Below are 17,690 nucleotides of genomic sequence, written 5' to 3'. Positions count from 1 at the left end.
CCCCTGCGGGTCAAACTACCTCTGCCGGCCAATCTTTTAAAGATGCGCTCAGAAACACCGTTAATACAGATATGCAAGACATGACGCAAAGGATCCTGATCGTCGACGATGACCCCGGCCTGCTCGCGGGCATCCGCCGCTCATTGGGTCGACGCTACGATTTGGAGTGCGTGGAGAGCGCCAAACGCGCCCTTGAACTGATCCGCCAGGGGAAGCAGTTTGCGGTCATCCTGACCGATATGCGCATGCCGGAGATGGACGGCATCGAACTGCTGAAAAGGGTGCAACAATTAAGCTCGGAGACGGTACGTCTAATGCTGACCGGAAATATCGACCAGCAGACTGCGGTCGATGCGCTCAACCAGGGACGGGTGGTGCAGTTCCTCACCAAGCCCTGTCATTCCGACACGATTGCGGCGGCCTTCGATGAAGGGTTGAAGATCCACACCCAACAGCACAAACGCAAGACGCACCAACAGCAGCAGATTGCGGAGATTGAGAAGCTCAACAACAAACTTGCCTATCAGACCCATTTCGACCCGCTCACCGGGCTGGCGAATCGTCAGTCATTTCACCATTCACTCGATTCGGCGCTGCAGTCGGCTCGCCAGGAGCAACGCCAACACACCTTGGGATTCCTTGACCTGGACCACTTCCATCTAATCAACGACAACTGCGGCTTCGCCGCCGGCGACCAACTGCTGCGCCATATCGGGCAGATCCTCGCCGCCTACTTTCACAACGGCGATCAGGTGTCGCGTCTTTCTGGCAACAGCTTTGGATTTCTCCTTATCAACAGCCCATTCAGCGAGGCGGAAGCACGCGCCCATGAGCTGCACGACCTCTTCACCCGCCAGCCATTCCGTTGCGAGGGCAGACAGTTCAACATCGCACTCTGCATCGGCTTGATCCCGGTTAACCAGGCGAGCGAGTCTGCCTCCAGGCTACTGGCCATGGCAGAGACCGCCTGCCATGTCGCCAAAGATTCAGGACGCAACCGGATCCATGTCAGCAGCCCACAGGACAGCGAACTGACCAGTCGGCTCAACGATGCAGAGTGGGTCAGCCGGATCGAGCAGGCACTGCACGGGGAGCAGTTTCTGCTCTACCAGCAGACCATAGTGCCCAGCATGACGCGAACCGATCAGACATCCCATTTCGAGGTGTTGCTGAGGATGAAGGGAGAGGATAGCCAGATAATCCCGCCCGACAGTTTTCTCAACGTTGCCGAGAGCTTCAACCTCTCACCGCAGATCGACCGCTGGGTGATAGAACACTGCTTCCACTGGCTGGCAGCCCACCCAGATATCCTGCAACGGTTAGGCCACTGTGCGATCAACCTCTCCGGGCTCTCGATCGGCGACAATGGACTGTTCGACTTCATTCAGGCCTGCGCCCGGGAGAGCGCGATTCCAGCGGAGAAGATCTGCTTCGAAGTCACAGAAACCGCCGCCATCGCACAATTCCAACTAGCCAGCGAATGGATCGAGGCGCTGCGGGAGATCGGTTTTCGCTTCTCACTCGACGACTTCGGCACTGGCCTCTCCTCTTTCGCCTATCTGAAGAACCTTCCGCTGGATTTTCTCAAGATCGACGGCAGCTTCGTGCGCAACCTGCATCGAGATCTGGTCGACCGGGCGATGGTCCAATCAATCAACGAGATTGGCCACACCATGGGCAAACAGACCATCGCAGAACGGGTGGAGAATGAGGCGATCGCACAAATCCTGAGAGGGATTGGTGTGGACTATCTGCAGGGCTACCTCTTTGCCAAACCTGCGCCCATCGAGCAACTCGCCTGAAGCAGATCAGGGATCGGCCTCATCCAGCAGTGTTGCCCAGCTCTCCAGCCGCTCCTCCTTGCCCACCGCCGCAAGGTACTCCAGGTCGATAGCATTCGCTAACGACTTCACCTGACTGGCCTGATTGACCAGCCCGCTGGCCACATGCACCAGGCTCAACACACCGAACACTACCTCCCGCTGCTGCCCCGGGTGATTGTGGAAAGCCACCGCCTCCACCACCGATTCTGGCAGACCCCACAGACCGAACAGATAGGCACCCACGGCCCCATGACTGGTGCCAAATGCTGCCTGCTCAATAGCATCGGCCTGATCCGGTTCGGCGGCGACAGCATCAAGCATCTGCTGATACTCAGCCGGGAGATTCACTGCCAGGATCAGCTTGCCAATATCATGCAGCAGCCCGGCCAGCAGGCAATCCTGCGCCATCTGCTTAGCGACGCCTTCCGCCTCAGCCATCTGCCGCGCCAACCCTCCAACCCGTGAGCAGTGCCGCCAAAGCGCCTCGATGGAAAAACCCTTTACCGGGAAGCGAATATCATCGTATTGGCTGAAGATGCCGATCGAGAGCACCAGCGACTTGAGGATATCGAGCCCCAGCAGCGAAGCCGCGTCATGGGGGCTGGAGACATGCCGCCCCAGGCCAAAAAAGGCGGAGTTCACCAGCTGCAGGGTCTTGGCGGTCATCGCCGGGTCTTGTTCGATCAGATCTCCCACCTGACGCACAGAGACATTCGGATCAGCTAACAGCTGCATCATCTCCATATAGAGCGCCGGCATGCTCGGCAGCGACTGCATGCCAGAGATCAGCGACTTGATCTTTTCACTGCCCAGCAACTCACGCAGCGAGAAAGCCCGGGCCAATACCCGCTTCAAGACATCGACCTCACAGGGTTTGTTGAGATACTGATGCGCCGGCCCCACCGAACGCATGATGGTCTCCTGATCAGAGTGACCGGAAAGCACGATCCGCACCGTATCCGGATGTTTTTCCGCCAGCCGGTTGAGCAGCTCACCACCGTCCATGCCCGGCATCCGCATATCGGTGACCACCGCATCAAAATGGGTCTGATCGATCAGCTCCAGGGCATCCCTGGCACCGTCACAGAAAGCCATCTGCCACTCTGCTCGCTGCGTGCGCAGGCTACGTCTAAGCCCGGCCAAGACATTGGGTTCGTCATCCACAAACAGGATATGTTTTTTCATCCCCACCTCAATCAAGAGCTAACTGGCATCTGAACTCAGCGGCAGACGCACGATAAAAGTTGTGCCCTCGCCAGCACGCGTTTCAAAGTTCAACTCACCAGCATGGTTATCGACGATAATGCGGTGACTCAGCGAAAGCCCTTGGCCGGTGCCGTGGCCCACCTCCTTGGTGGTAAAAAAGGGCTCGAAGACATGCGCCTGGGCCGCTTCAGGGATACCGGTGCCAGAATCACTGATGCGCACCACCGCCCAGTCACCTTCCGCCCGCGAGGTGATCCGGATCACCCCCTTTTCGGTACTCGATTCACCCAGCTTCTCGGTGATCGCATGGGCCGCGTTGACGATGATATTCAGGATCACCTCGTTGAAGGGGCCGGGGAAACAGAGCACTTCGGGCATCCCGGGGTCGAGGTCCATCTCCAGTTCAGCATGATATTTCCACACGTTGCGGGTAACGATGGCGGTGCTTTCGATCGCCTTGTTGATATCGGTGAGACTCTTCTCCTCCGCCCCCGGATGGGAGAACTCCTTCATCGCCCGCACGATCTTGGCAACCCGATCGATGCCCTCCAGGGACTGCGAAATCGCGGCGGGGATCTCCTCATGAAGATAGTCGAGATCAACCTCTTCAATACGTTCTTCAAGCTGCGCCACGCTGACTGGCTCAACCTTGCCTTTGCCCGCTTCATCCAACAACTTACGGCTATCGCTGATGACTTCAGCCAGATCGTTAAAGGAGTCCTGCAGAAAACGCACATTATCCCCCACATACTGGATCGGGGTGTTGATCTCATGGGCGATACCCGCCGCCAGCTGACCGATCGACTGCAGCTTCTGTACCTGCTGCACCTCACTGTCGAGCTGCTTCTGCTCGGTCACATCATCGGCGATCAACAGATAACCGGCCTGCGCACCGGCGGCATCGATAAACGGGGTTGCTGAAACCGAAAGCAGGCGATTGCCCCCCCGGGGGGTTTGGTAACGCACGTCAAAGCGCCGGGTCTGCTTGTGGTCACTCTGGCAGATGAGGATATTGCGCGTCACCTCCGCCCAGTCCCAGGGGATACGGCTCTTGACGATCGGCAGCCCCACGGACTCCTGTGCAGAGAGACCAAAAGCCGCCTCTGCAGCCTGATTCCAGTGGGTGATCTGATCATGGTTATCGACCCCGATCAGGATCGAATTGATGGAGGCCAGCAGGCGACTATTCTGCTCATGAGCCTGGACCAGCTGCTGCTGGGTTCTGATCCGTTCGATGATACCTGCCAAGGTATCGGCCACGCCGTTGAGAAACTCCTCCTCCTCTTTGCTGCGGCGATGACCATGATCCAGATAGAGCACGATTACGCCCAGCAGGCGCTGCTTCGACATGATCGGCACATTGTAGTGACCGTGGGGCTGCATTCCATCAAAACCGATCGTATGGCGCTCATCAACACAGCTGGCAAACAGCAGCTTGCGCTGTTCAGCCGCCATCCCGCAGAGACAATGACCATACTCCACCTCCTGACAGAGCGACTGGATCTTTGGATTGAGTTGGTCCTGTGCCACAAGTCGCAGCTGGCGGGCCGACTCGTCAGCCAGAAAGATCCCGCCACGATGCTGGATCTCTGCAAACGGAGCCGAAAGGATAATCTGCAGCGCCTGCTCCAGCATCGGCTCCAACGGCAGCGCTTTCTGCGACAAGCGCAACAGGGCGTTCAGCACATGGTGGGTGCGGCTGCGCTGGTGCAGGGCTCGATAGGTATGGGAGCGAAGGATTGCATAGTTCACGATCCGGCTGAAGATCTGGCTGGTCATCACCCCCATGTAGAGGCAGTCATCCGCTCCGCCCCGCACCCATTCAAGCGCCAGAGAATCATCTGCATATTTACTCATGGCGATGATCGGCGCATAGGAGAAAGCACCACGCAACTCAGTTATGGCCTGCGGAGAGGGTAGATCGGCGACGCCAATATCGAGCATGATGATGTCGAAATGGACATCACGGATCCGTTTCAGTGCATCCGAGACCGACTCCACGCTCTCACAGACAACCGAGAGATCCGTTTGCATCTGTTGCAACAAGACGGTCACTTCAGCAACGCTATCAGGATCATCATCGACCACCAGCACACGTAGACGTGCGGCATCAACATCCCGTTTATCTGCACTCTCTGCCATGTTTCTCTCTACACTGTAGTCCCGCGGGTAGATACCAATTAGCCCGGCTCGTGAGCTGTCACCCGATCAAAGCATCACTCACCTATCAACTATCGACCTCTATCGACTTCCCTTTAAATCCGCCCAGCTTTGCAGGTACCCTGCCTGCCCATTCCACATTGTGTGGCCGATCACCCTTGCACGACCGCCGCTGGCCGCGCATCCCCATTTCTGATATTAGGGGTAGAACAAACCAGCCCACAGGGAAGTCAAAACGGCGCAAGCAAAGCCCACCTCAGGAGACCGGGCCAACGATGAAACGATCTCCAAAAAACCGGAGGAGCGATTGCAGATGGAGAACAACGCACCACCAGCCCGGCTGCCGCCCAGCCTTCGCAGCTTGTTACTGTTGCTACTGAGCCTGGTGGCACTGCCTGCTGCAGCAACCCTGCTCCCGCCCGGCAGCACCAGCGGACAACCCAACAACCACCGCGCCGACCAGTTCCCCAGCGCTGCAGACCCATCCCAGCAACTGGCCGACAGCAACTGGCCCCAGCTCACGCGCATCATCCTACAGGGGCTCGATTCGATTACACCGGAAGAGACCCACGCCCTCTACCGTCGCGCCATTGATCTGCAACATGCCCAGTGGTGGCCCGAACAGCAGTTTTTCCTGCGCGCCGTTGCGTTGCTTGGCATCCTGTTTACGTTGACAACCCTGCTCGCCAATCGCCGCCTGCAACACCGCCTGGCCACCCAGACCAATACGCTCAACCAGCAACTTTCAGAGCGAAACCAGCTCGAGCATAAACTCCGTCAGCTCAACACCACAGACATCCTCACCGGCATCCTGAACCGTCACTGCACCCTGGAGATCCTGCGCAAGGAGCTTGGCCGCCACCACCGATATCGCTCCCCGCTCTGCGTTGCCCTGTTTGATATCGATCACCTCAACCGGGTCAACGGCAGTTTTGGACACACCGCCGGCGATAGCGTCCTGAAACAGCTGGCGGGCATATTCACCAGAGAGTTGCGGGAGCTGGACACCTTTGGCCAGATCGGTGGCGAAGAGTTTCTCGCCATCCTGCCGCAGACAAAAATACCTCAGGCAGAACGAGCGGCAGAGCGCATCCGTCGCGCCGTGGAACAGATGCAGATGCGGATCGACACCGGCCAGCGGCTGCGATTGACCGTCAGCGTCGGAATCGCCAGCGCCGATCCAGCTATCCGTCAGATTGAAGAACTGCTACAGCAGAGCGCACTCGCCATGGCTGCCGCCAAGCAACGCGGACGCAACCAAGTCGCCATCTTCGAGCCCGTCCTGGCAAACTGAGGTCAAAAAAACCCACTCGAAAATCGGGCTTGAAGTTCCCAATCTTTGGCCTAGAGTTCCCAATTAGGCGATTTTCAATCCCAACTGGGGCCAAAGATGGCTGAGATGACTCAAGGGACGCTTCACCCCGGTGAAGCCCGTCACTACCGCATCCTGATCAAGTCGGTCGGTTCGGCACCACCAGCCACCGCCGCCGCACTCGCCAAGGGCCTCGGTCTACCCACCGCCGCCGTCATCTCGCGCCTCTACCGTGCTCCCGCCATACTGGTCGACCAGATCGATAAGCCGACTGCCCAGCAGATGCTCGCACTGCTCAGCGAGATCGGCTACGACGCCGAGCTGCAGCCCACCAGCAGCGCCGCACCAGACCTCGCCCCGCTCTACGATGTCGCGATCTACATCACAGAGGCCCGGCAACTTCCCCATGCGGTAACCACCCTGGCCAACTTCGGTGGCCTCTCTGAGGCAGATACCAGCAACATGATCATGTCACCACCTGGGGTGGTGCTCGGTTCCGTCAGTGAAGCCACGGTACGCGCCTTTGCCGAACAGATGGGGGATGGCGTTGCAATCGTCTCATCCCAACCTAAGACAGCCCACTACCACCTGTTCCTGGCCGATGGCCCATCACTGGTGCGCACACGCATCATCGAAGCGATCACAGAGGCGGGCATCCCGACCATAGACGACAGCGGGCTGATCGCCACCGATCTCGACCACACCACCGCCCAGACGCTCTGGCAGCGTTATCAGGCCAGCGGCCTGCTGCGCATCGTCAACCGTGACTTCCTGCGTTTCGACCTGGTACTGCAGGAGTCGCAGGGCAGTGATGATCCCACTCCGCAACAGCTCGCAGCCCTCGAGCAGCTGGCCGGTGTCCCGGTAGAATTGGCCGAAGCGGTGTTTCGCTCACCGCCGATCACCCTGCTGGAGGCGATCCCCCATGCCGAGATCGTCGAATGCATGGCCGCATTCGACGCGGTGGGACTGTCGCTGCACGCTGAACTGATCACCTTCCAGAACCTCGGGCTGCAGGTACTCTCCCTCTCCGACCAGGCTGTACTACAACGAACTCTGGAAGGGTTTGGCCTCCACCAGCCGGGCAGCAACCTGCCCCGGCCACCGTTTCAGATCCCCGGCGTGATGCCGGAGCTACAGGCTCGCATCCTGCGCGCAGCACTGGAAGACGCTGGCGCGCGGATCGCCTTCGCTGAGGCTGCCTGATGAACACCCCCAGCGCCCATCAACTGCACCTGTCGATAGCCGAGGCTGGCAAGCTGCTGGCACTAAAGGGCAACCACACCGAGGCCCTACAGCACTATCGCGAGGCGCTGCGCCTGGCGGTATCCGCCAAGGCACCGGAGGTCTTCTTCCGCCACTACACCCAGTGTGTATTGGAGAGCCTGGAGCTGACCGATGCCTATGACGAGATCATCCGCTTCTGCCAGGATGCAGATGCCCACTATGCCAAACTTGGCCTGCACAGCAGTCTGCACCGCCGCGACCACGGCGCGGTGCTGGAGCGGCTCGGCCTGGTCTATCTAAAAAGCGGCAATCCGCAGGCCGGGCGCGAGGCGCTACAAAAGGCCTGCGAGCACGCCGGTGCCGGCGTGCTGCCACTCAGCGAAGAGTTGCTCGGCTGGCTCAGGCGCGGTTTCAGCATCGACAAGGCGCGCCTCCTGCGCAGCCAGCAGCGCCACCACTATTTCGTGGTGCGTCCTGATCAGGTCGATGGCAGACGTGCAACCCCTCTCTCATCCACCCCACAGAGTACAGTCCCTGACCCCGCAAAGGCCCTGACCGGGTAACCCATCGCCCGTTTTGCAAAGGAGAAGACCATGGCTGACTACGATGGATTGACACCCGGGCAGGTATTGGCCGATGCCAGTGTCGCCGAGTTTATCAAGAGCCTCGGGCTCGGTATCGCCGAGGCACAGAAGGCACTAGACGAAAACTCGGTCGATCAGATCGCCGAGTTCATCGAGCCACGCGAAGGGCTGGGCGGTAAAACCCTACTCGACCTAGGACTCTCACCAGCCTTCTACCACTACCAACACGCAGACATCACCTGTTCGCTGCAATTGAGCCTGCGGGTCGAAAAAAACCTGAGCCTGGGTCTGAATCTGAGCGGATCGCTCAACGACACCACGACGAGTTCTGGCAGCAGCAGCGAAAGCGAGAGCAGCAGTGAAAGCGGCTCCAGCAGCCGCACCGAAACACGCCAGGCAAATGTAGAGATCACCTCGGCCTCCAGCGGCGTGCTCACCGTCGGTGGGCAGAACTTCCCACTGACCGGAACCTCACCCCGGGAGCGCATCCGCAACCTGCAGAATGCCCTCACCAGCAGCGACAGCGCCGGGATCGCCCGGGTGCTCTATCAGCTTGAGCCATCCCCCCTGACCATCACCACTGATGCTGCGGCAGATAAGGTGCAGGTCACCGCGAATACCGTAGCCTTCCTCTCCGGTGGTTTCGACAGCGGCATCCTGCGGATCGGCACCGATGCTGACACCGTCTACACCCTCGACGACTCGCCTGCAACCAGCGCCACTAGCACCGCTCAGGGTTCACTGGCCAGCTACGCGGCGCATGTAAAGATCCAGATCGAGGCGCAAGGATACGACACGGACTTGTACGCACCAGACGCAGTGCTCTTCCGCACCTTCTTCGAGACCGGACAGCATGACGTACCCGACGCCCAACTGCTCGGCCTGATGCGCATGGCGCTCGCCATGAAACAGATGAACTTCCAGATCACCATCGAAGGCTTTGCAGACCGCCAACGCTACGCCAACCGCGCCCGCTCGGACACGCTGAACCGCCAACTCGGTGATAATCGTGCTCGGGAGGTGCGGGATATTCTGCTGGCCAATGGTGCACCGCCAGCTCTGATCACCCTCACCCCCTCCCGCGGCGATACTGCCGCCGCCGAGGCGGGCGACACAGTCGGGCAGAACAACCAGGCGTTCCGCAAGGTCGAGATCAAGACCCCCGGCCGCACTCACCACTGGCTGTTCGTCTATGCTCGCAGTGGCGGCCCCAACCTCAACACCGTCGAGCCCAACAAGGTTGGCGACAATAGTGCTGATAACGGCTTCATCTACCTTTACAAGCCGAGCCCGCTCGCCCTCACCGGCAACAAAGTGACCATCGATGGCACCGACTTCCCGCTGCGCGACAGTGCCGTCAGCGGGCATGCCACCGGCAGCCCGGAAGCCTACGCCAAGAATCTGGCCGACGACATCAACGCCAGCGCCAGCGCCGGCCTGAAGGGCTCGGCGGCCGGCAACGTGGTGACGGTCAGTAAGGATGGAGACAAGTTCCGCCTGACCCTGGTGACCGCCACGACGCGGCAGATCAGCCTGACGGGAAGCAGCGGGGTGACGGTGACCGAGCAGTTCTCCCGCTCCCGCAGCTCCAACCTGACCCGGCAGCACAGTGGCAATCGCACCGTTGCAGTGGGAGCCTCGCTCGACGTGCGTTACTCACGGCAGTTCGAGATGAACGTCACCGGCAACTCCTCTATCTCCGCCCGGCTGGTCTCGATCCCGGCGCCGCCGCAGTTTCTAGAGACGATCCAGGACTTCCTGAAACAGCAGGATTAAGGGGGCGATCATGGCAGAGACTCCTCCGGTCACCCGCGCGCTGGTCAGCGCACCACTGCCCCAGATCATCGAAAAACTGGGGCTGGCCATCGCCCAGGCACAGTACGCCCTCGACACCAACTCGGTGGAAGTCGCCAAGCTCATGTCCAAGACCGAGGTGGAGATCGGCGACAATAGCTACAATTTGCTCAGTCTTGGCTTTCAGCCCAGCTTCTACGCCTTCACCGAGGCGACAGTGGAGGCGAAGCTGAGTTTCACCATGACCGAAACCACCGAGACTTCAGTGAAGGTCGGTGTGACAGCCGGAGTAAGCTACGGGGTCTTCATGGCTGCCGCCTCCATCGACGTCGCCTATGCGCGCAAGTTCTCCGTTTCCACCGAGGGCGCCAGCTCGATCGCCGCTCGGCTGGTCTCACTGCCGCCCCCCGACATCTTCAACCAGCTTCTCAAACGCCAGTATGAGCAACCAATCACCTGAGATCCGCATGGCTCCATAGAGAAAGGAGAATTGACATGGCATCGATAGGACAGGAACTGCTAAACGTCCCGATGGGCGACATGATCCGTCAGATGGCCTTCGCCATCGCCGAGGGGCAGTACCAGCTCGACGAGAACTCCATCAACGTGGCGGAGATGATGGGCGGCCTAACCACCGTCTACGATGAGGAGGGCAATGTCTCCTTCGACGACAGCCGGGTCTTCTTTGGCTACGAATACATGACCATGAAAGAGGCCCGCGCCTTTGCCGCCGTCGATGATGCCCTGACCGGCACCATGGGTGCCGACGTGATCAAGCTGAACGAGATCCTCGACAAGATCGACAAGGATGTGGAGGGCAACCCGGTCACCGATGATAGCGAGATCCGCGTCCCCACCCGCCTGTCGATGCTCGAGCTGGGCTTCGCACCGGTCTTCTACCAGTTCGTCGACACCATCATCGAGGTAAAGATCGCGATCAAGATCACCCGCACCCGCGAATACAGCCGGACCCGCAGCAACATGCAGACTGAACGCACCGGCTCCCACCGCCGCAAGCGCAGCTTCTGGGGCACCAGTCGCTCCTCATCAAACCGCACCCAGGTCTCCACCTCCCAGGTCGATGCCACCTACGCCTCGAAATACTCCTACACCGCCGAGGGGGCCAGCCTACTGCGCACCAAGCTCAGCCCGGTGCCGCCTCCACCAATGCTGGAGGAGCGCATCCGCGGCCTGATGGATAACGAAGAGGCACGCCGCCAGGCCAGCCTGGAGAAGAAACGCACGGAACTGGGGCTCGACACACCCAGCTGATCGACAACTGAATCTGCTGGACCTCACAAACAACGGAGAGTGATAGATGAGCGTCGGAACAGACCTTTTGAATGCACCCTTCCCGGAGATGGTCAAGACCCTCGGCGTCGGCATCGCCGAGGCACAGTATGAGCTTGATTTGGTATCGATGAAGATCGCGCGAATGATGGCTGGGTATCAGCCAGACGAGGAGCCCGAGGATGGCAGTGCGCCTGCCCCCTCGGCCAGCGGGCCAGAGCGCACGCTGCTGGTTCCACTCGGCGACGGCAACCAGTACAGCCTGCTGGAGCTTGGCTTCACCCCCAACTTCTACCAGTTTGTCGACACCATGATCGAGCTGAAGATGTCAATCTCCATGTCACGAGAGACCAACATCTCCCGCTCGTCCACCACGGTGAACGCCAGTGTAAAAGGTAAGGTGGGGTTCTTCTCCGCCTCGGCGAAGATGCGCGTCTCCACCGTCAGCGCAAGCTATGCATCGAAATACCAGTATTCGGCCGAAGGCAGCTCGCTGATGCGCACCAAACTGGTGCCGGTGCCGGCGCCAGCGCTCCTCGAGGAGCGCATCCGCGCCATGATCGCAGCCAGTTCACCCGCCCCTGGAGGCTGACCGATGCCCGGACGCACCTGGCGGGATCTGCAGCACAATCCCGCGCCCGGCCCCAGCGACCAGTCGATCCCGGTCGGCGACAGAGCAAGTGGCACAGCACGAGCCGTGCAACAGTCACCGCGGCTGGCCGCCCTGCTGCAACAACGCAAAGCCCTGGAGAGCCGCTTGCACACCCTCACCTCCGGCGAAGGGGAGCCGCTCGACCCTCGCGATGCGGCACGCTTTCAGGTACCGAGCTTCGCTGAGCGCCGCACCCAACAGCGCGCCTGGGAGGCACATCGCGAGGCCCTGCAAAGACGCTCCGCCGAGTTGCGAAGAGCAGCACGCAGTGGCAGCAGCCGGCCCGGCTCAGCAGCCCCCTCAACTAGCACCACCCGCTCCGACGCAACCAGTCATGGCAGCTCGGTCAACCAGTGGCTGGCACGCCGCGACACCCAACGCCAGACCCTGCGGGAGGCGGCGCGGGACCGGCTATCGCCCCTCAACAACCTCGCCAATGTTGGCCGGCAACTAGGCGGCTCGCTCTCCCGCACCTCTGCACAGCTGCGGAATCTCGATCGACAGCTGGCCGAACATGGCCTTGATCAGGAGCGTGAGGAGCTGCGTAAACTCGGCGCCGACAAACTCTCCAAGGCCACCGCCCAACTCGACAAATACACCAAGATGGCAGAAGCTCCGCAGCGTGCGGTGGAGAAGATCGATCAATTCTGGCAGGACCGCCAGCGGCAGATCAGCGGCGCAATGGACCAGACCGGGCCCTATGCGGAGCGCACGCGACGGCGCCTCTCTACCGACAACGGCGGCTCTGGCGACCTGTTCGAGCGCATGCAGCGCAACCGCATGCGTGCACTGCAGCGACGCCAGGAGCAGCGCCGTGAGGAAGAACGCGACCAGGCCCGCCGTGATCGCGCACGACACAACCGCCAAGGAGCCTTAAGCAGATGAGCACTCCGAGCCGTTTCATTGCAGAATCACTGGAGGAGCTGCTGGTGTCGATCGCGGATGGCGTTCGCGAGGCGCAGGACGCACTCAATAGCGCCCCACCACTGGATCGTTTCGGCCGCCCCCTGCCCAGCTACCACCTCCCCTATCTCGACTTCCAACTACAGGCCACGATGGAGACAGTCAGCAGTAATAGCGGCGCAGTGCGACTGCGCATCATCCCACTCAATGGCAGCAACACTGCAACTCAGGAGATCTCCAGCACCCTCTCCGGACGGTTGGTGGCGGTACCGCCGGGTGAGGGCTTGCCAACGCCGATCCTCAGCCTCTCATCAACTCGTGAAAACGCACGCCGCCACACCATCAGGGTCACAGCCAGCAACTCGGCGGGCGAGATCCTAGTCGGCCAGACGATTGAGCTGAATCTCAACATGGAGGCCTCCAAGCAGCTTTCACTGATCCAAGGCATCACCCTCACCAGCCAGCGGGCCGGCACCCGTCTGGCCGATGCGCTGCTGGTAACCGACGCAACCGGCAGTGCCGAAACGCGCTTCGATATCGACCCCGGCATCCCCGCCAAGGCGGTGTTGGTGGTAAGCGCTGAGCTTGGCAGCGAGGTCGCCCATCTGAGCCTGCCGGCGGGAGGTGGCGCATGAAGGTCATCGAGGCGTTCGCCCGCATCCTCAGCGATGAGGGCGCAGATGCTGTGGGGGTCACCGTCAATCTCGAGGTTTATGTGCTCAGCTCGCGGCGCTGGGTGCGACTCGCCTCGGCCAAATCAGCAGCCAAAGGCATCTGGCAGGCCAAGGCGACTCGTCTGCGCTCGGGCGCCTTCTATGCCCCAATGCTGCGTCTGACAGAAGCGGGCAATCCGGCACCGCGGGTACTGGCGCAGTCGGGCAAGCTCAGCTACAACGCCACCAGCCAGGTGCTGAGTGTCGATTTCGGTCAGGTGGAGCGGCTCGCAGAGACCGCCTATCCGCTGAGCGCCTCGAACAGCCGCTTCAGCCGGATCCAACATACCGTAGCCGGTCAGGCGAAACGGGCCGAAGTCTCCAGCGCCACCCTGATGCGCAATATAGCCCTTGCATCCAACATCAACCTGTCACGCACCACCGCGGCAAGCACCGGCAATGCAACAGTTGCGACAGGCAACACCACACTCCTCGATACCTACAACGCTGAGGTACTGAAGCTCAGATCAAACGAGGCAAAGCTGCAATCTCAGCTCAGCCAGAAAGATCAACTGCTCGCCACACGCCAGCAGGATCTAAGCAAGGCCAGCAGCCGCATCGCAGAGCTGGAGAGCACGCTCGCCAAAAGCCTGGCTAACGAGGCCAAGCTGAAGGAGGAGAACGCGAGCTTCAGTGCCGCAGCCAGCCACAAGGCGCCGATCCAGGACATCGCGGCCAACATTGGTGCCGAGGTCGATGCCGCGAACCGGCGACTGCACGATGCACAACACGGCTATCGTTTTGGCAAGATCGAACTCGACCTGCGCGGCAGCGGCAGCGACGACGGTCAATCAATGGCGTTGGCAAGTCTGGTCGACCTGAGCCGGCTCAGCGCTGGCGTTGCCCTGCCCGGAGTGAAGCTGGAACTGCTGCCAAAGCGTGAGCGCCCCATCACCAGTGACAACGTCAAGGTACCCGATGTCAGCGGACTGACCGAGACCGCGGTACGGCGTCTGCTTCAGGCAGCCGGACTGCGCCTGGAGCCCGTCAGCAAATCACTCGGCCCCAAACCGAAGATACCGGTCGGCCAGGCGATCCAACAGTCGCCCAAAGCTGGCGCCGAGATTGCCCGGGGCGAGCGGGTGCTGGTGGTGTTTGCCACGCCCTGATTGCAGAGAGGAGAGATAGCGATGAGTGGAGAGATCCGGGATCTGGTTCGCGATGTAGTGGCCTCGCCACTGGGCGACATCATCGCCTCAGTGGGTGAGGGCGTAGCTGAGGCGCAACAGGTGCTGGATGACGGCGCACTGGCCAAGACCCTGGAGATCTACTCCGAGGGCGGCGAGGCGGCACTCGCGCTACTACGCGATATCGGCTACCGCCCCACCTTCTATGCGCTGCCTGAGACCACCGGCGAGGTGCGGGTCTCACTGCACCTGGGTCGATCGATACAGGGCGGCGCAACGCCGACATCCGCAACCGCGCCTCAACCTGCGGTCGCGACACAACTCTCGCGGATCGGCCGCAATCTCGGTATCAGGCCGCGCCTCTACGCGACACCGGTGGATGCCGGATACGCCAACCGCTACGGCTACCAGGCCAACATCAGTGCAAAACTGACCTTTAAAATCATCCCGGTTCCGGCGCCTGAGGGGGCCGACGAGCTGCGCAAGATGCCGAACCTGGTCGGCCACAGCCTCATCGAAAGCCGCACCATCGCCGACTCGCTCGGCCTGGAGATCCGCCTGCAAGACAGCCAGGGCGACCCACTCGATACAGCAGATGAGGCCAGCCTGGTCACCGCTCAGCAACCGGCTGGGGAGCAGATTGTGCGCCTTGGGGATGAGATCCTCCTGACTCTCGGTTGAACTGCCCCCCCCGTCACCCGATCAACCTGAGCCACTGAAAACGGCTCAGGTTCAGCGCGTTCCCCCTCATCCCATCAGCCGCTTTGTGGCATAATGCGGCGCTTTCAGCGGCCCAACGGCCTGATCAAACCGCTCCCGGAAACTGACGCAGATGAACGCCACACCTCGCAAGATTCTCATCACTAGCGCCCTGCCCTACGCCAATGGACCGATCCACATCGGCCACCTGGTGGAGTATATCCAAACCGACATCTGGGCCCGCTTCCAGAAGATGCGCGGCCACCAATGCCACTATGTCTGCGCCGATGACGCCCACGGCACGCCGATCATGCTGCGCGCCCGCCAGGAAGGAATTGAGCCGGAGGCGCTGATCGCCCGGGTTAGTGAGGAGCATCAGGCCGACTTCGCCGCCTTCCGCATCGGCTTCGATAACTACCACTCGACCCACTCCGAGGAGAACCGCGAGCTCTCCAAGACGATCTATGAACGCAACCGGGACGCCGGCCATATCGCCAAGCGCATGATCACCCAGGCCTATGATCCGGTGGAGAACATGTTTCTGCCCGACCGCTTCATCAAAGGCACCTGTCCCAAGTGCGGCGCCGAGGATCAGTACGGCGACAACTGCGAGATATGTGGCGCCAGCTACTCCCCGGCGGAGCTGAAGGACCCGGTCTCGGCGGTCTCCGGCGCCAAACCGGAAGAGCGCGAGTCGGACCACTACTTCTTCAAGCTGGCCAACTTCGAGGCGATGCTGAAACAGTGGACCCGTGCCGGCCACCTGCAGCAGGAGATGGCCAACAAGCTCGGCGAGTGGTTCGAGTCTGGCCTGCAGGAGTGGGACATCTCCCGCGACGCCCCCTACTTCGGTTTCGAGATCCCCGACCATCCCGGCAAGTTTTTCTATGTCTGGCTCGACGCACCAATCGGCTACATGGCTAGCTTCAAGAACCTCTGTGAACGCACCGAGGGGCTGGCGTTCGACGACTACTGGCAGGCCGACTCCGACGCCGAGGTCTATCACTTCATCGGCAAGGACATCGTCTACTTCCACTGCCTGTTCTGGCCGGCAATGCTGGAGGGGGCCGGCTTCCGCAAGCCGACCGCAGTCTTCGCCCACGGCTTTCTCACCGTGGACGGGCAGAAGATGTCCAAGTCCCGCGGCACCTTCATCAAGGCCCGCACCTATCTGGACCACCTCAATCCGGAGTATCTGCGCTACTACTTCGCCGCCAAGTTGGGCGCCGGGGTCGACGACATCGACCTCAACCTGAAGGACTTCGCCCAGCGGGTGAATTCGGACCTAGTGGGCAAGGTGGTCAACATCGCCAGCCGCTGCGCCGGCTTCATCAAGAAGCGTTACGATGGCAGGCTATCCAGCCACCTCGCTGAGGCCGACCTGTTCAACCAGTTCGTCGAGGCAGGCGACAGCATCGCCGAGCGCTTCGAAAAGCGCGAGTTCAGCCGCGCAGTACGCGAGATCATGGCGCTGGCCGACCGGGCCAATCAGTACATCGACGAGAAGCAGCCCTGGGTGATCGCCAAGCAGGAGGGCAAGGAACAGGAGCTACAGGATATCTGTTCCGTGGGCATCAACCTGTTCCGGGTGCTGATCGGCTACCTACGGCCAATCCTACCCGCCACTGCCACCGCCTCCGAGGCCTTCCTACAGGTCAAACCGCTGCTGTGGGACGACCTGCAGAACCCGCTGATCGGCCACCAGATCAGTAAATTCAAGCCACTGATGACCCGGGTCGAAGAGAAGCAGATTGCGGCGATGCTGGAGCATTCGAAAGAGGATTTGAAGCAGCAGGCGACGCAGCAGAGCAAGCCGAAGAAGACTGCCACCGAAGGCCACCTGAGCAATGATCCCATTGCCGACACCATCGAGTTCGGTGACTTCGCCAAGCTCGACCTGCGCATTGCACGAATCGTTGAGGCCAACCATGTGGAGGGGGCAGACAAGCTGCTGCAGCTGACCCTCGATCTGGGCGGCGAGCAGCGCAACGTCTTCGCCGGCATCAAATCCGCCTATCAGCCCGAAAACTTAGTGGGCAGACTCACCGTGATGGTGGCCAACCTGGCACCGCGCAAGATGCGCTTTGGCGTCTCTGAGGGGATGGTGCTGGCCGCCGGCCCCGGTGGCAAGGATCTGTTCATCCTCAATCCCGATGAAGGCGCCGAGCCGGGGATGCGGGTCAAGTAGAGCGGTTTGCCG

The 17,690-nt window shown here is 60.8% G+C and carries 15 protein-coding genes; 13 read left to right on the top strand and 2 right to left on the bottom strand.

Annotation, left to right across the window (positions count from 1 at the left end; all coding sequences use genetic code 11):
• The first annotated feature begins 80 nt into the window (after positions 1–80).
• The gene (locus tag L0Y14_RS03235; RefSeq protein WP_006474309.1) at positions 81–1,802 is read left to right on the top strand and encodes an EAL domain-containing response regulator; all 1,722 of its coding nucleotides are present in this window, start codon (positions 81–83) and stop codon (positions 1,800–1,802) included.
• A gap of 6 nt (positions 1,803–1,808) precedes the next feature.
• Here L0Y14_RS03235 and L0Y14_RS03230 read toward each other — a convergent pair whose 3' ends face one another.
• Positions 1,809–3,008 (bottom strand): response regulator, encoded by a 1,200-nt coding sequence (locus L0Y14_RS03230; protein ID WP_006474310.1) that lies wholly within the window; start codon positions 3,006–3,008, stop codon positions 1,809–1,811.
• Positions 3,009–3,026: 18 nt separating this feature from the next.
• Positions 3,027–5,171 carry an ATP-binding protein gene (locus tag L0Y14_RS03225; protein ID WP_005965693.1) on the bottom strand — a complete coding sequence of 715 codons (2,145 nt, stop codon included), beginning with the start codon at positions 5,169–5,171 and terminating at the stop codon, positions 3,027–3,029.
• 331 nt (positions 5,172–5,502) lie between these two features.
• Between L0Y14_RS03225 and L0Y14_RS03220 the strand changes: the two genes are divergently transcribed.
• The 12 genes from L0Y14_RS03220 (at position 5,503) to metG (ending at position 17,678) form a co-directional block, all read left to right on the top strand.
• Positions 5,503–6,483 carry a GGDEF domain-containing protein gene (locus L0Y14_RS03220; RefSeq protein ID WP_006474313.1) on the top strand — a complete coding sequence of 327 codons (981 nt, stop codon included), beginning with the start codon at positions 5,503–5,505 and terminating at the stop codon, positions 6,481–6,483.
• Between the two features lie 96 nt (positions 6,484–6,579).
• Positions 6,580–7,707: a hypothetical protein gene (locus tag L0Y14_RS03215; RefSeq protein WP_006474314.1), complete on the top strand. Its 1,128-nt coding sequence runs from the start codon at positions 6,580–6,582 to the stop codon at positions 7,705–7,707.
• Entirely contained in the window at positions 7,707–8,291 is a 585-nt protein-coding gene (locus L0Y14_RS03210; RefSeq protein ID WP_006474315.1) for a peptidyl-prolyl cis-trans isomerase, read from the top strand. Before L0Y14_RS03215 ends, L0Y14_RS03210 begins: the two co-directional genes overlap by 1 nt.
• 30 nt (positions 8,292–8,321) lie before the next feature.
• Entirely contained in the window at positions 8,322–10,088 is a 1,767-nt protein-coding gene (locus L0Y14_RS03205) for an OmpA family protein (RefSeq protein WP_006474316.1), read from the top strand.
• Between the two features lie 10 nt (positions 10,089–10,098).
• On the top strand, positions 10,099–10,566 hold the full coding sequence (locus L0Y14_RS03200) for a hypothetical protein (protein WP_006474317.1): 468 nt from the start codon (positions 10,099–10,101) through the stop codon (positions 10,564–10,566).
• A 35-nt stretch (positions 10,567–10,601) separates the two neighbouring features.
• The gene (locus L0Y14_RS03195; protein WP_005965676.1) at positions 10,602–11,378 is read left to right on the top strand and encodes a hypothetical protein; all 777 of its coding nucleotides are present in this window, start codon (positions 10,602–10,604) and stop codon (positions 11,376–11,378) included.
• A gap of 46 nt (positions 11,379–11,424) precedes the next feature.
• Complete coding sequence (locus L0Y14_RS03190) at positions 11,425–11,988, top strand: hypothetical protein (protein ID WP_005965674.1); 564 nt, start codon at positions 11,425–11,427, stop codon at positions 11,986–11,988.
• Positions 11,989–11,991: 3 nt separating this feature from the next.
• Complete coding sequence (locus L0Y14_RS03185; protein WP_006474320.1) at positions 11,992–12,933, top strand: hypothetical protein; 942 nt, start codon at positions 11,992–11,994, stop codon at positions 12,931–12,933.
• Positions 12,930–13,586, top strand: a complete 657-nt coding sequence (locus L0Y14_RS03180; protein WP_006474321.1) for a hypothetical protein — start codon at positions 12,930–12,932, stop codon at positions 13,584–13,586. Before L0Y14_RS03185 ends, L0Y14_RS03180 begins: the two co-directional genes overlap by 4 nt.
• Complete coding sequence (locus tag L0Y14_RS03175; RefSeq protein WP_006474322.1) at positions 13,583–14,773, top strand: PASTA domain-containing protein; 1,191 nt, start codon at positions 13,583–13,585, stop codon at positions 14,771–14,773. The genes L0Y14_RS03180 and L0Y14_RS03175 overlap by 4 nt, the downstream gene beginning before the upstream one ends.
• A gap of 21 nt (positions 14,774–14,794) precedes the next feature.
• Positions 14,795–15,472: a PASTA domain-containing protein gene (locus tag L0Y14_RS03170; RefSeq protein WP_006474323.1), complete on the top strand. Its 678-nt coding sequence runs from the start codon at positions 14,795–14,797 to the stop codon at positions 15,470–15,472.
• A gap of 151 nt (positions 15,473–15,623) precedes the next feature.
• Positions 15,624–17,678, top strand: a complete 2,055-nt coding sequence (gene metG / locus L0Y14_RS03165; RefSeq protein ID WP_005966497.1) for a methionine--tRNA ligase — start codon at positions 15,624–15,626, stop codon at positions 17,676–17,678.
• The last annotated feature ends 12 nt before the right edge of the window (positions 17,679–17,690 follow it).

This window comes from Candidatus Endoriftia persephonae (assembly GCF_023733635.1).
Classification (GTDB): Bacteria; Pseudomonadota; Gammaproteobacteria; order Chromatiales; family Chromatiaceae; genus Endoriftia; species Endoriftia persephonae.
This window is presented reverse-complemented; position numbering and strand designations above follow the sequence as displayed.

Coding starts and splice junctions, on each gene's coding strand:
- L0Y14_RS03235 (WP_006474309.1), top strand. CDS start 81: ATGACGCAAAGGATCCTGATCGTCGACGATGACCCCGGCCTGCTCGCG.
- L0Y14_RS03230 (WP_006474310.1), bottom strand. CDS start 3,008: ATGAAAAAACATATCCTGTTTGTGGATGACGAACCCAATGTCTTGGCC.
- L0Y14_RS03225 (WP_005965693.1), bottom strand. CDS start 5,171: ATGGCAGAGAGTGCAGATAAACGGGATGTTGATGCCGCACGTCTACGT.
- L0Y14_RS03220 (WP_006474313.1), top strand. CDS start 5,503: ATGGAGAACAACGCACCACCAGCCCGGCTGCCGCCCAGCCTTCGCAGC.
- L0Y14_RS03215 (WP_006474314.1), top strand. CDS start 6,580: ATGGCTGAGATGACTCAAGGGACGCTTCACCCCGGTGAAGCCCGTCAC.
- L0Y14_RS03210 (WP_006474315.1), top strand. CDS start 7,707: ATGAACACCCCCAGCGCCCATCAACTGCACCTGTCGATAGCCGAGGCT.
- L0Y14_RS03205 (WP_006474316.1), top strand. CDS start 8,322: ATGGCTGACTACGATGGATTGACACCCGGGCAGGTATTGGCCGATGCC.
- L0Y14_RS03200 (WP_006474317.1), top strand. CDS start 10,099: ATGGCAGAGACTCCTCCGGTCACCCGCGCGCTGGTCAGCGCACCACTG.
- L0Y14_RS03195 (WP_005965676.1), top strand. CDS start 10,602: ATGGCATCGATAGGACAGGAACTGCTAAACGTCCCGATGGGCGACATG.
- L0Y14_RS03190 (WP_005965674.1), top strand. CDS start 11,425: ATGAGCGTCGGAACAGACCTTTTGAATGCACCCTTCCCGGAGATGGTC.
- L0Y14_RS03185 (WP_006474320.1), top strand. CDS start 11,992: ATGCCCGGACGCACCTGGCGGGATCTGCAGCACAATCCCGCGCCCGGC.
- L0Y14_RS03180 (WP_006474321.1), top strand. CDS start 12,930: ATGAGCACTCCGAGCCGTTTCATTGCAGAATCACTGGAGGAGCTGCTG.
- L0Y14_RS03175 (WP_006474322.1), top strand. CDS start 13,583: ATGAAGGTCATCGAGGCGTTCGCCCGCATCCTCAGCGATGAGGGCGCA.
- L0Y14_RS03170 (WP_006474323.1), top strand. CDS start 14,795: ATGAGTGGAGAGATCCGGGATCTGGTTCGCGATGTAGTGGCCTCGCCA.
- metG (WP_005966497.1), top strand. CDS start 15,624: ATGAACGCCACACCTCGCAAGATTCTCATCACTAGCGCCCTGCCCTAC.